Source organism: Streptococcus raffinosi (genome assembly GCF_030284685.1).
Lineage (GTDB): Bacteria > Bacillota > Bacilli > Lactobacillales > Streptococcaceae > Streptococcus > Streptococcus raffinosi.
In genome coordinates this window covers 115,598-127,797 of sequence record NZ_JASUZV010000001.1, presented here as the reverse complement: position 1 = coordinate 127,797, position 12,200 = coordinate 115,598, and the positions used below count along the sequence as shown (strand labels likewise).

The 12,200-nt window shown below is 36.0% G+C and carries 16 protein-coding genes; all 16 read left to right on the top strand.

What is annotated here, in order from left to right:
• Positions 1 to 6 precede the first annotated feature (6 nt).
• The 16 genes from QRD39_RS00630 (at position 7) to QRD39_RS00555 (ending at position 12,199) form a co-directional block, all read left to right on the top strand.
• The gene (locus QRD39_RS00630) at positions 7 to 150 is read left to right on the top strand and encodes a hypothetical protein (RefSeq protein WP_285955289.1); all 144 of its coding nucleotides are present in this window, start codon (positions 7 to 9) and stop codon (positions 148 to 150) included.
• A gap of 34 nt (positions 151 to 184) precedes the next feature.
• Positions 185 to 583, top strand: coding sequence for a hypothetical protein (locus QRD39_RS00625; RefSeq protein ID WP_285955288.1), 399 nt, complete (start codon positions 185 to 187; stop codon positions 581 to 583).
• A gap of 292 nt (positions 584 to 875) precedes the next feature.
• Entirely contained in the window at positions 876 to 1,175 is a 300-nt protein-coding gene (locus tag QRD39_RS00620; RefSeq protein WP_285955287.1) for a hypothetical protein, read from the top strand.
• An 81-nt stretch (positions 1,176 to 1,256) separates the two neighbouring features.
• A complete protein-coding gene (locus QRD39_RS00615; RefSeq protein ID WP_285955286.1) occupies positions 1,257 to 1,637 on the top strand; it encodes a hypothetical protein in 381 nt (126 codons plus the stop codon).
• 73 nt (positions 1,638 to 1,710) lie between these two features.
• A complete protein-coding gene (locus tag QRD39_RS00610; RefSeq protein WP_285955285.1) occupies positions 1,711 to 1,935 on the top strand; it encodes a hypothetical protein in 225 nt (74 codons plus the stop codon).
• A gap of 5 nt (positions 1,936 to 1,940) precedes the next feature.
• The gene (locus QRD39_RS00605) at positions 1,941 to 2,411 is read left to right on the top strand and encodes a hypothetical protein (RefSeq protein WP_285955284.1); all 471 of its coding nucleotides are present in this window, start codon (positions 1,941 to 1,943) and stop codon (positions 2,409 to 2,411) included.
• 13 nt (positions 2,412 to 2,424) lie between these two features.
• Positions 2,425 to 3,384, top strand: coding sequence for a conjugal transfer protein (locus QRD39_RS00600; protein ID WP_285955283.1), 960 nt, complete (start codon positions 2,425 to 2,427; stop codon positions 3,382 to 3,384).
• Positions 3,381 to 3,608 carry a TcpD family membrane protein gene (locus QRD39_RS00595; RefSeq protein ID WP_285955282.1) on the top strand — a complete coding sequence of 76 codons (228 nt, stop codon included), beginning with the start codon at positions 3,381 to 3,383 and terminating at the stop codon, positions 3,606 to 3,608. The genes QRD39_RS00600 and QRD39_RS00595 overlap by 4 nt, the downstream gene beginning before the upstream one ends.
• Positions 3,608 to 4,024: a TcpE family conjugal transfer membrane protein gene (locus tag QRD39_RS00590; RefSeq protein WP_285955281.1), complete on the top strand. Its 417-nt coding sequence runs from the start codon at positions 3,608 to 3,610 to the stop codon at positions 4,022 to 4,024. Before QRD39_RS00595 ends, QRD39_RS00590 begins: the two co-directional genes overlap by 1 nt.
• Positions 4,024 to 6,555, top strand: a complete 2,532-nt coding sequence (locus QRD39_RS00585; protein WP_285955280.1) for an ATP-binding protein — start codon at positions 4,024 to 4,026, stop codon at positions 6,553 to 6,555. Before QRD39_RS00590 ends, QRD39_RS00585 begins: the two co-directional genes overlap by 1 nt.
• A 13-nt stretch (positions 6,556 to 6,568) precedes the next feature.
• Positions 6,569 to 8,836: a FoF1 ATP synthase subunit a gene (locus QRD39_RS00580; RefSeq protein WP_285955279.1), complete on the top strand. Its 2,268-nt coding sequence runs from the start codon at positions 6,569 to 6,571 to the stop codon at positions 8,834 to 8,836.
• A 29-nt stretch (positions 8,837 to 8,865) separates the two neighbouring features.
• The gene (locus QRD39_RS00575) at positions 8,866 to 10,020 is read left to right on the top strand and encodes a CHAP domain-containing protein (protein ID WP_434556758.1); all 1,155 of its coding nucleotides are present in this window, start codon (positions 8,866 to 8,868) and stop codon (positions 10,018 to 10,020) included.
• 64 nt (positions 10,021 to 10,084) lie between these two features.
• Entirely contained in the window at positions 10,085 to 11,185 is a 1,101-nt protein-coding gene (locus QRD39_RS00570; RefSeq protein ID WP_285955277.1) for an LPXTG cell wall anchor domain-containing protein, read from the top strand.
• Between the two features lie 108 nt (positions 11,186 to 11,293).
• On the top strand, positions 11,294 to 11,545 hold the full coding sequence (locus QRD39_RS00565) for a prevent-host-death protein (protein ID WP_285955276.1): 252 nt from the start codon (positions 11,294 to 11,296) through the stop codon (positions 11,543 to 11,545).
• A complete protein-coding gene (locus tag QRD39_RS00560; protein ID WP_285955275.1) occupies positions 11,542 to 11,865 on the top strand; it encodes a type II toxin-antitoxin system RelE/ParE family toxin in 324 nt (107 codons plus the stop codon). Before QRD39_RS00565 ends, QRD39_RS00560 begins: the two co-directional genes overlap by 4 nt.
• A 103-nt stretch (positions 11,866 to 11,968) precedes the next feature.
• Complete coding sequence (locus tag QRD39_RS00555; RefSeq protein ID WP_285955274.1) at positions 11,969 to 12,199, top strand: excisionase; 231 nt, start codon at positions 11,969 to 11,971, stop codon at positions 12,197 to 12,199.
• Position 12,200 lies beyond the last annotated feature (1 nt).

Below are 12,200 nucleotides of genomic sequence, written 5' to 3'. Positions count from 1 at the left end.
TTTTTTATGGAAGATAAATTAACTGAGCATTTGTTTGGTATTTATTCAAAGAAAACTGATAGTGGTACTTATTTTTGTAAACGAGATGGTTCTAAGTTGAATTTCTATCAACGTGCTATTGTTTTGATATGGTTAATGCTTTTCTTTTGAGAAAGTTGATACTATGAATTATAGGAGGTTTTGATTGGATTTAACTTATAAGCAAGAGGAGTTGATGCGTTGGTTAGAGGATAATGATTCAATACCTGATATTTTAAAGAAATGTGTTGATATGATTCCTGAACGATATTTCTATGGTTCTGATATAGATAGTGATTTATTCAAGCGAAAACGTGAGGATATGAATGAGCTTTTAGTTAGGGTTAGGAATTCTGATTGTCCTAGATTGATAAAGGATGATTTGAGTTTTGTACAAAGGGATTATTTTGATTCTCTATCAGATATGGCTAATACCAAACGAAAGCTCTTATTGTTCGGTTGTCAGATGCAGGATGAAGATAGGCAGGTGGAAATGATTATTAAGTTAGCAACTGATTATCATTTGGAAAAGTCATTATTAAGATACAAGGAGGTATATAGATAGTGTGTTTCTTTCGATTTGTTTTTGGACTTATCGTTTATCTGCTTGTAGGTTTGTTTTTTGATTGTCTATTTGCCTTTATGTTTGGTATATTTTCAAATTATGTTGTGATTGCTGATAGTTTTCCTGATTATGTTTTTAAGATGTGTGAGCATGGATTTACTATAGTTCCTCTATGTTGGCTTGGTGGTTTTGTATTTACAACATTATCGTTTCTTTTTGGGAAAAATTAAGGTGAGTTAAATGACCTTGACAAGTCATAAAACTGTCATAGAAAATTTGGAGGATTTAGAAAATGGCAGAAAACAATGAACAATTAGATGCTGTTTTGAAAAAAATCAAAACTACTACGACTGCATTAGGGGAGGCTTTAACCAAAGAAGATTGGGAAGAAGCCTTTAACAATGCTATGCTATTGAAAGACTATGTTAAGGATGAAGCATTGCAGGATTTAACTGGTCGAGAATTGAATCAGTATCATATTCCTGATATTGAAACTGAGTTAAAAAAATATTGGTATTTCAATGGTGAAATGCGTAAGGCTGTTGGTGCTTTGCGTAAAAAAGGTCAAAAGTTTGTAGATTTTGCAAACTAGGTTTAAAGAATCGATAAGACAAAGTGATTAGTTTTCATAGGCTAATCACTTATTTTTTTGAAAAAAGTGGAGGAATAAGTAATGGGTTTTAAAGTGGTTACGACTTATTCAGATTTTGTCTCAGCTTGTTCAGATTTTTATTATGGGAAAAACTTTAAGGATTTATCTGACGATATTAAGGAACGGTTAAATGAGATTTATGATGGTCGTGAGTGTGTTGATGGTGAGGGATGTAATCCTGATGATATTTGGGTAAATGGTTTTGATGAATGGACTTTGGAGGAAACACTTGTAGATAATCTTGAATTGCTTTCTAATCAGGAATTTAGAGAGCTTAAAGGTGAGTCTATGATTTCTGAGTGGGTTGATGAAAACATTGAACAGATAGAATCTGCGATTAGTGAGTTGGGTTATGAATTTCTTGGTCGAGATGGTATTGAGTCATGGTACGTTTTAAGGTGATGGGAGGTTTTAACGAGTTAATCAATGCTGATGAGTCTATTTCTGATTTGGAAAAATTTAAGAGGTAAGTGATATGACAAAATGGATTTTGTTGATGTTAGAGCGTAGCAATGAGATTGAAAGTCTTGGTAGGTCTGTGTCTGCTATTGTAGATTCGATTCACGCTAAAAGTCGTAGGTCAGTTGCTAGTGAGGAGACTGAGTATGATGTTAAGCGAGCTAATGAGACTCTTGCAAATATTCAAGAACATTTGCAGGAAGCAAAAAAATTGCTTAGTCGTTTGGAGGAAGAATTATAAGATAAATGATTGCAGTGATTAGGACTAGAGTAAATGGTAAGTCTAAAAAGCTGTGTGATTTGGACTTGATGAAGTTTACAGAAAATCAAGTTAGACAACGGATGTATGAGCGAGGCATTGAAGAAGATGCCTTTTTTATATGTTCAATAACTGATTGGAATGTTGATAGAATTTTTAGTCTGCGTGAGGTGTATGTGCTTAAACAAGCTGTAGAGGAGCTTTATGATGGTGATTCTACGGTAGTTGCTTATTTGCTGAATCAAGGTCGTTCAATATATTTTATTGCGACTCATTATTACAAATTTTTATCTAAGGATGAGGTCGAGGCAATGATTAAAGTGATAGGTCAAGTTGACTCTGACAAATTGCTTGTAACCTTTTATAAGACTGGTTCTTGGGTTAATTTTGTTAGTCAGTATTTGAGAGCAGGATATTTACTGCAGATTGAAGATAGATATTACGTTGATGTTTCTTGAAAGGGAGGTTTAATTGGCTAAAAAAATTGTTAAGAAAAAGGCTAAACCAAAGGTCTTGAAAAAAGTTGGTAAGAAACAAAAGCATCAGATGAGGCAGATTTCGTCTCGTAAGATGACGACAATATTTGTGACTGGGTTGATTGGATTTGGTTTGTTAGCTACGACGGCTATTGGGTTGAATGTTTATGGGCAGTTGACTGGTAATCAAAAGCCTAAAGTTGAAAAGGTTACGTCCGATAAGGTTGATTATCGTTTGGAGCAGTTTTTAGATGGTTATGTCAATGCTTATTTCACTTATTCAATGGATAATCAGTCTCAGAAAAAACAGTTAGATGAATTGAATAGTTATTACGATTATGTACCGTCAGAACAGAATCAGGGGCAGTTAAGACAGGAAACGTCCTTGTTAAGCAGTTATCTTCAAGAAATTAAAGATAACGTTGCTGTTTATGAAGTGGTTTATAAGTCAGGTTCAGGGGACTCTGCAGAAAATATTAAGGTCGGATTTAATGTTCCGTTTGGTGGTAAAGATGGAAAATATTATGTTTCAGGTCTGCCTTGGTATTCAGCAGTAACGAATCTTAAAAAATCTAGTTCTGATGATAAAGAATTGGTTCTATCAAGTCAAACTACAGAATTGTCAAATTCAGACAAGAAAAAGTTGAATGACTTCATGGATTTGTTTTTCAAGAACTATACTACGAGTCAGAAAAACTTGGATTTGATTGCTGATGGTGTGACTACTATCAATGGTGCTATTTATAAGTCAACGGATTGGGCTTACTACAAGATTCACAAAGATGGTTCTGTGGATGCTTATGTGCAAGCTACATTTGAAATTAAGGGTATAACGCATAGTGAGAATTTTAGTTTCAAATTAGCTAAGAAAAATGATTCTTATTTTGTTAAGGAATTAAAACATGAAATTCCTGCAGATTATGCGAAGGTAAAAAAGGAGGATAAGACTGAATGACGTTTCAAAGTTTATATGAATGGTTATTTCAAAATTTTGGTGTATGGATAATTGGTGGAATTGTTGTGTGGAAAATAGCAAAATCTGCTGTTTCAGGTGATACAGGTAGTGCTATTTGGGCTTGTGTCATTGGTGCGATTGCTTACTGGTTTGGTAAAGACCCTGTTGGTTTCTTGGATTCTGCTAAGACAATTATAGATAAAGTAAAAGGTGGTGGTGCTTAATGAGTCGAGAGGAGCAACAGGAGTCGGTTGAAGATAAAGAGCTGTACTCTTATACTGAGGCTCTATCTCAACCTGTATGGATTCAAAAATTAAACGAACAGTATAGCTTACCTACGCCTATTAAGTTAAGTCGAGTGATTTATTTTGTCATTATTTCGTTTTTGATTTGGCAATTATATAAACCGTTCAATTTTGTATTTGGCTTTAAGATTGTATCGGCAGGTTTCTTTGGTTGGTATTTAGCAGGTTTGTTTTCAGATTTGCGTGTGCAGGGTAAGAGTTTGTTTATGTATTTGAAAGATTATCTTATCTTTTATTTTCGTTTTGGTCGCAAAGATAAAACATTGATAATCAATAAGGGTTTGATTTATAAACGTGTGAAAGCTAAAAAAATGCGTGGAAGAAAGGAGGTCTAATGAGTAGTTTTCTAAGTAAGATGGTGAATATGGATGATGATGTGATGTTGAATCAGATTTGGGATGTGCATGATAATCTTGTACTTCGTAAGGATGGTTCAGTATTTGCTATTTATCGGATTCCGTCAAAAATTGTCAATTCTGTTGATGAAAAGGGTAAAGAAGAATTGAAGGATATTGAGTATTCAGCATTAGCAAATTGTTTGACTTATCGTGATTTTATGATTAAGACAACACCTGTCAATCAAGATTTGTCAGCACGTTTTAAGTTGTTAGCTGATGATATTGATTGGGATTCAGCGACAGCAGATTTGGCTGAATATGTGCTTAATGGCATGGTTGAAACGTTGGTTGATTCCATTGGTATGCCATTCGACTATTGGCATCATATTATTGTGCCATTGAAATCAATTCATTTGTCTGTCGATTTGAAGCAAACAATGGAACAAGCCTTTAGACGTACTAGAGATATGACTATGAATTTACTAGGTTTCTTCGAGGGTGTTCCTGAAAATTGGTATGAAGAATATGTTCAGCAAGAGGAGGCAGCTTACTCAGACTTGTCAGGTCTCGATGTTACTCGTTTAACGACTGATGAGAATTGGTTTTTACAACGTTTACACTTCATTCAAGGATTCCTTTATGATAATGAGTCTGAGTTGATTGCTGTTAAGGATAATGTTGAGAATATTGATGATGTAGCTATTACACTTGAAAATGTTAGCGTTATTAAAATGTCGGATTTTGATGATGCGACTTATCGTTGGTATCTTCCGATTGTAGAAATTCCTCAAAACGTTTCATTTATGCACGTTTTGGATAAATTGGTTGGTTTAAATTTTCCTGTTGGTTCTACCGTATTAGGGAATTTTATGGCTGTTAAAGGCGCATTAGGTGTTGAGGGTAAAGCGAATCGTAATAGACGTAGATTGAATAGAACAGCGATAGATGCTGACGAAAATGGTGATACTCAAAATGCTAAGGTTGTTTCTTCGATTCTATTATTGGATGATTTGAAAGAGAATATTGATGAGGGTGAGCCTATTGTTCAGTATCTTCATTGCTTGGATTTCTCAGCTCAATCAATAGAACAGTTGAAAGTACAGTATGAAATTTTGACTAAGACCTTGGCAAGTATTGGGGTTAAGGTGTCTAAAGCTTCTGCTGACCAACTGTATCTCTTGTATAAGACACGTATAGGTGAGGTTCTAACGACCTATGATAAGAATTTCATTCAAAAGATGTCCTTATCTGCTTTTTGTGAGAATCTTTTTTTTACAACACGTAAGGTTGGTACTGATGTTGGATTTGCGATTGGGCGAGTGGATAATGAGTTGAAATCTTGGCAGGGTGATTATAGGTCTGCCATTGAGGCAAGCTCTAATCCTGTCTATGTCAATTTGCTTCAAGCAAACAAGAATAATGTTGAGGGGAAATTGACTGCGAATCCTCACGTTGCTGTTATTGGTGCTACTGGTCGTGGTAAGTCATTCTTGATTAAGCTTTTGTTTACTTATCACTCCATGCTCAAAATTCAGTCATTATACATTGACCCTAAGTCTGAGATGCGTAAACAGTATGAAAGTGTATTAGCTGAGTTAGAGGAAAATGATGAGTTTCCTGAGTTGCAAGATTATATCAGGTCTATTGATTTTGTGACGCTCGACCCAAACAATCCTAGAAATCATGGTGTGCTTGACCCTATCGTATTCCTTACTGGTACGGATGCTAGTGAGCTTGCTGAGTCTATGATTTCGGCTGTGTTGACGAATCATTCAGATATTGTTGAATATGGTTATATGACTGCGATTGAGACTGTTATGGCAAGACGTCAAGCAGGGGAGCTTGTTGGGATGAGACACGTTTTCGAGGAAATGATGAAATCAGATGTTGAAAAAGTTCGTTCTGCAGGTATGCTGTTGGATAAGAAATCTAAGGATTCTATTCTTTCGCTTTGTTTTTCAGATGGAAAAAATCATGCTATTGACTTAACTGCTAAAACAACGGTTCTTGAAATTGCAGGTCTTGATTTACCGTCTGAGGAAACGGATGAGATTGAAAAAGCTCAGAAAAATAGCTTGGTTGTCATGTATGGTATTGGTTATTTCTGTAAGCTCTTTGGGCAACGTGATAGGGAAGTTGAAACTGTGGTAGTCGTGGATGAGGCTTGGCAGTTTAAGTCAACGTCTGCAGGTCGTTCTGTTCTAAAGCAGATGAAACGTGTTGGGCGTTCGTTTAATAACTTCCTTGTCCTTGGTACACAATCGGTTGCTGATGTAGTGACTAATGATGATACCACTGGTTTTGGTACGGTCTTTGCGTTTCTTGAAGAAACTGAAATTGATGAGGTTCTTGATTATTTGCGTGTTGAAAAGACTGATACAACTAGAAAATGGTTAGGAAATACAGGGCATGCTCAATGTATTTACTTTGATACATTTGGTCGTAGAGAACGTATCACGGTTGAGGGGATGTTCCCTGAGATTAATAAATTGTTTGATACAGTTAAGTCTAAGTTGAAATCTGTTTAAGAAAGGAGGGTGTATGAAAAAGACTAAACTGGCTCTTTTTGTTGCTCTAAGCTTGGTTAGTTTAGGGCTTGCCTCTCCTGTTTTAGCAAAGTCGAACAGTCAACCATTCAATAATAATTATGGTAAGGATGTTTATAAGATAGGCTATGAGGATGCACTCTTAAAGGAAAATTATAAGGGTTCTGATTCAAGTAAAAAATCTAGTGATTCTAAAACTTATGGCCCTGAAGAACCTGAAGATATTAAGAAGAAAAATGAGGCTAAAAAAAATGGGGCTTCAGGAAGTGATAGTTCTTCGACGAGTGGTAGTAATGCTTCAAGTAGTGATGATAAAAAACAGCCTATAATGGGGCCTGACCCTAAACGTGATGGAGCAAAACCTAGTAATCTAAATGGTAATAAGCCTACGGTTGTTCAAAGTGCTACTAGCCCTGCTGATAATAAGGATTCAGACCCAAAGCATGATACTAATATTGCGATTACTTATCAGGACATGGGAAAAAAGAAATTATCATCTTTTAATAGTAAGGTCTATTTTCCGAAGAAATTTCTAAATATGGATGCTCAGACTAACTATCTAATCAATACGGTTATTTCGATTCCGTTTTGGTTAACAAAACAAATTTTTTGGTTAGTTTCAATGGTCTATGAGTTTATTCAATCAGGGAATAATACGAATCTTGATAGTTATTTGACAACTATTGTTTCAACGTCTGCGAGTGTATTTAGTAGTTTGTTGACGACTGGCTTACTATCGTTAGCAGGGCTAATCATGGTGATGTATGCCTATTCTCGACATATTCAAGGTGGTAATTTCTTTACGTCATTAGGACGGTCTGTATTTGTGTATTTAGCTATTTTGCTCTTTTATTCAAATATTAATGGGGCTTATGTGGTTCAGAATGTCTATAACAATACTAATTCTTTGACCTCTGAGTCAACGGCTTCAATGGTTGGAACAACTCAGCCTTATAATAGTGCTGATGGGGTTCTTGACCTTTACTTTAGACAAGCCATTTGGAAACCTTATGTTTATATGAATACGGATGTTAAGGAAATGAATGCTGATGGGACGTTTACGTCTAATGATGATAAGGTTACGACTGATACGCTCAAAGAATTATTAGATTATAAGTCAGGTGATGATAAGTTTAAATTCAATGATAAAACAACTATTGATAAGTTTGTAGGTGATGAGAAAAAGCCTAAAGTTCCTCGGATGCAAAATGCTTGGGGAGATAAGTTTTTGTATGGGTTTATTTCTATGTTTGACGCAATCGGCATGGGAATCATCATAATACTGATGGCGATAATATCATTCATTCTTAAAATGGTATTTTTCTTGTTGCTGATTTTATCACCTTTTATTTTCTTATTAGCTATATTTCCCCCATTTGAGAATATGTTTTATCGCTTTATTAAGAGTGCTATTGTAGTTGAGGTTTCGGCTTCTGCAGTAAATTTCTTGACTGTTTTTATTCTCTATTTCTATATGGTTCTGACTAAAGTTACTGAGGCAATGTTTCCTAATTATTTTGCTTCAACGACTATGAAAATTATTGTCCTGATTGTAGCTTATTGTAAGCGTGATTGGATTCTTTCTCATTTCCAATTTAATGGTGCAGAATCATTTATGCGTGGCTTGGGTTATAATTTCGGCAATGTTGGAATGAGACGTTTGAATCGTTCTATGAGACAGTTTAGAAGAGGGCGTTCAGGACGTTATGGTAATGGTACTCAAAGGAATATTTCTCGTCTATCTATGATGAGACAAATGACAACAGGTGCCATGAGACATGGTGTAGGTAGTGTTTTTCGTAAGGGTGTTCAGGGAGTAGATAAGACTTATCTCAATGCAAAAGGTAAATATCTAGCTCATAAGAATGGATGGTCTGATGAAAGAGGTCAAGAGGTTGCACAACATCGTAGAGAAGTTGGTATGAAACGTCTTGCTGATACGAAAGATAAAATCCGTAATACTCGTGATAGAGCAATGGCTAATGTCTATGGTTATGCAGGAGCAGGAATGAAGAAAGGACAAGCTCGTGATGAAGTTTTGAGTAGAGCTAATAAGTATCGTAATCGTGTAGCTCAAAAACCTAAATTGAATACGCAAAAGCCTAAAGTTCCTAATCAAAAAGTGCAAAATCAACAGACAAAAGAGCGTTTGTTGAAGCAACGAAAACAACGTGAAGAATTGAAAAAGCCTAAGACAGGATTTAAACGTTATAAGGTTAATGAAAAAAATATCAAAGAACAATTAAGAAGAAATAGGAGGTAGTGTTGATAAGAGGACTTGCTCATAAAAAAATAAAGCTAGTCTTGCTAATGTTGATTCCACCTCTCATACCGATTTTCTTGATTGGTTTTATATTTATTGCTGTTCTTGGAGACGGTTCAGGAGGTGGTACAAGTTCATTAGGAACGAATGGGCAAGTTAAATATTGTCAGCATTGGTCGGATGGTGATGCTTATACTCATAATTTGTTAGTTCATAGGTATGGAATTACTGCAGAACAGATTGATGGCTTTATGAGTACGTTAGGGGTTAATTATGATAAAAACCGAATCAATGGTGCTAAATTGCTTGAATGGGAATCAAAGTCGAATTTGGATGTTAGGGCTATTTTAGCAATCGCTATGAATGAAAGTTCGCTTGGGACTGCAGGTGTAGCGACTAATGCAGGTTCTAATATGTTTGGTTATGGTGCTTTTGACTCTAACCCTGAAAATGCTAATAACTTCAATGATGAAGTTGCTGTGGTAGCTTTAACGAAACAAACGATTATAGCGAATCATAATGAAACCTTTAAGATTCAGGATGAGAAGGCTCAAAAAAATGCGAATGGGTCTTTAAGTCCTAGTGACGGTGGGGTTTATTTTACTGATACGTCAGGTTCAGGAAAAAGACGTGCTGAGTTCATGGAAAAAATGGACAAGTATATAGATGAGCATGGTGGAACACCTGACCCACCGTCAACAAGTAGCGATGTACCAACTTCAAATCTTGCGAGTGGTTCGTTAGCTAGTTCGTGGGATTTCCCTAGCGAGTATGCTGATAAGTTGAAATACGGTCAGCCTACGTCAGCTTCATTGACTACGTTGGGTGCTAATTCATATCCTGTTGGACAATGTACTTGGTACGTTGCTAATCGTTTGCAAGAAACAGGTATCTGTCAAGATGCAGGAATCTATAATGGTAATGGTAACGGTCAAGATTGGGTCAGGTCGTTGGTTTCTAAGGGATGGAAAGAATCTTCAACACCTGTTGAGGGAGCTGTTGTTTCAACTGCAGGTGGTAATGATGGTACATTTCCTCAGTATGGACATGTTGGGTTTGTCGAGCATGTAAATGAAGATGGAACATTCCTTGTGTCTGAATGTAATTATAGTAATGTTCAGGATAAGGTGCATTATCGAGTATGTCAACCTGCAAGTTACTATAGCTATGCTGTTAAAGAATAAGACTATGAGTCTGTCAAAGGACTTATAGTTGTTAAAATAAAAAAAGAAAATGGAGATTTTTAAAATGACAAAAAAACAATTATTATCAATGGTAGCAGTATCAACTTTGGTACTATCTAATGCAAGTGCTGTATTTGCTGATGGGGTAAGTTCGTCTGCGACTTTGGGAGACAGTTCTGCTTTGGTTTCTCCGAGTGATGCAGGTGCAACTGTAGGACAGCCAACTGATGGGGCAGGTGTAGAGGTTTCAAACAGCACGTCAATCGCTAAACCAGTTGATAATCAAGGCTCTACGAGCGATACAGGGGCGACTGTAGGACAACCAACAACTGGGACAGACGTAGGGTCTTTAAATGGCACGTCAACTGCTAAACCAGTTGATAATCAAGGTTCTACGAGTGATACGTCTTTGGGTCAAGAATCAAAACCTAGTAAGGATTCAACTGTGGGACAGCCAACTGATGGGGCAGGTGTGGAGGTTTCAGGTAGCACGTCACCAGTAAAACCAGTCGATAAGCAAGATTCTACAAGCACTTCACTAGGTAAGGAATCAAAATCTAGTAAAGATGCAACGGTTACAGATGGTGCAGGTGTGGAGGTTTCAGGTAGCACGTCACCAGTAAAACCAGTTGATAAGCAGGGTTCTTCAAGTAGTTCACTAGGTAAGGATTCAAAACCAGTTTCAGAAAAAGCAGACAAGGTTAAGTCAAGTGATAAACAGTCTGAGAATATTGCTCCTGGAGTAAATCCAGTTGAAAATGTTGGAACTAATGCAGGACAAGTGTCACAAGTCACTAAGCAGGTTATTGAAAATGTAAGTTATGATGCACCAGTTGTTCTTGAATCAGGGTATCAAGTAGTCAATACACAAGATGCTGTGGTTACTGCTGTAGATACTGCAGGTAATACGGTTAAGACAAGTGCTGAGAATTTGGGAGGTAAGACTAATTCTGATGGTACAGTTAGTTTTAAAACTTCTACAGGTGAGATGAAAACTTTACCTCATACAGGTGAGAAAACGGCTTGGTGGTCTTGGATTGTTGGAATCATTGTTATCTTGGGTGCTGTTTATCTTGGTGCAAAAGATAAGATTACTGAGTTGATTGATAAGTTGCGTGGAATTGAGTATGAGTATATTGAGGAGGATGAAGATGATGATGAGTAATTAGAATAGGTGGGGTGCAGTCTAGTAGGGCTGTACCCTATTTTTTTGTTTTATGATATAATAATTTTAATTAAAATATTACTAAAATATTGCTTAAGAGGTGTTATTATGGAAAATATTATTCCTGTTTCAGATATGAGATTTTATAATAAGTCGTTGCAAGATGTTTCGGTGGGGTCTCCAGTCATTTTGACGAAAAATGGCAATGCTAAGTATGCTGTGATTGATTTTGATGAGTATAGGATGATGCAAGCAAGAGTAAGACTTTTTGAGGAATTACAAAAGGGTTATCATTCTTTAGCAAGTGAAAAAACGGTATCACAAGATGAATTTAGGAAAGTGTTTGGCATTGAAGAATGAGTTATAAAGTTAATGTTTCTCGTCAGGTGTTAAAGGATATTCAAGATGCAGTTTTTTACAAAAAGCAGTTGGGAACATATGCTAGGAATATAGATAATTTTGTTAGAGAGTTAGATGAGTTAATTTATAGTCGTTTGTGTGATAGTCCGATGGTAGGAGCTAGTTTATCATCACGAGTTGATATTGAAACGTCAATTAGGTATCAGGTTGTTAATGACTATATTTTATTTTATGATGTCGTAGGTGCTGAGACAGTAAATGTTTTGCGTTTGCTGTCGGCAAGGTCTGATTGGGCAACTGTAATTTTAAAAAGCATTTAAGGTTATGATTTTTTTCATAGCCTTTTTATTTTGCCAAAAACCGAATAATCGATTTTCCAGGAAGGCGTGATTTTTGAGCAAATAACGAACGAAAGAGGTAAACATGGTTTTGAATGTTAATGATTTTCCTGATATTATGGTTGGGAAACAAGAATTGATAAGTAAGTATTTTCCGACTTTTTCAAAGAAGACGTTGGAAAAATATATGACTGCTATTGGTAAGAATAAAGAATTTAGGGAGATATTGTTGAGACCGTCAACGAGAATGACTTTAATCAATGTTAGAGGATTTTATGAGTATTTGCGATGGTGTGAGAATAATAAGTACAAATAAT

What these genes read in the sequence shown, in the direction of transcription:
- QRD39_RS00630 (WP_285955289.1), top strand. Translation starts at nt 7, where the DNA reads ATGGAAGATAAATTAACTGAGCATTTGTTTGGTATTTATTCAAAGAAA.
- QRD39_RS00620 (WP_285955287.1), top strand. Translation starts at nt 876, where the DNA reads ATGGCAGAAAACAATGAACAATTAGATGCTGTTTTGAAAAAAATCAAA.
- QRD39_RS00615 (WP_285955286.1), top strand. Translation starts at nt 1,257, where the DNA reads ATGGGTTTTAAAGTGGTTACGACTTATTCAGATTTTGTCTCAGCTTGT.
- QRD39_RS00610 (WP_285955285.1), top strand. Translation starts at nt 1,711, where the DNA reads ATGACAAAATGGATTTTGTTGATGTTAGAGCGTAGCAATGAGATTGAA.
- QRD39_RS00605 (WP_285955284.1), top strand. Translation starts at nt 1,941, where the DNA reads ATGATTGCAGTGATTAGGACTAGAGTAAATGGTAAGTCTAAAAAGCTG.
- QRD39_RS00595 (WP_285955282.1), top strand. Translation starts at nt 3,381, where the DNA reads ATGACGTTTCAAAGTTTATATGAATGGTTATTTCAAAATTTTGGTGTA.
- QRD39_RS00590 (WP_285955281.1), top strand. Translation starts at nt 3,608, where the DNA reads ATGAGTCGAGAGGAGCAACAGGAGTCGGTTGAAGATAAAGAGCTGTAC.
- QRD39_RS00585 (WP_285955280.1), top strand. Translation starts at nt 4,024, where the DNA reads ATGAGTAGTTTTCTAAGTAAGATGGTGAATATGGATGATGATGTGATG.
- QRD39_RS00580 (WP_285955279.1), top strand. Translation starts at nt 6,569, where the DNA reads ATGAAAAAGACTAAACTGGCTCTTTTTGTTGCTCTAAGCTTGGTTAGT.
- QRD39_RS00570 (WP_285955277.1), top strand. Translation starts at nt 10,085, where the DNA reads ATGACAAAAAAACAATTATTATCAATGGTAGCAGTATCAACTTTGGTA.
- QRD39_RS00565 (WP_285955276.1), top strand. Translation starts at nt 11,294, where the DNA reads ATGGAAAATATTATTCCTGTTTCAGATATGAGATTTTATAATAAGTCG.
- QRD39_RS00560 (WP_285955275.1), top strand. Translation starts at nt 11,542, where the DNA reads ATGAGTTATAAAGTTAATGTTTCTCGTCAGGTGTTAAAGGATATTCAA.
- QRD39_RS00555 (WP_285955274.1), top strand. Translation starts at nt 11,969, where the DNA reads ATGGTTTTGAATGTTAATGATTTTCCTGATATTATGGTTGGGAAACAA.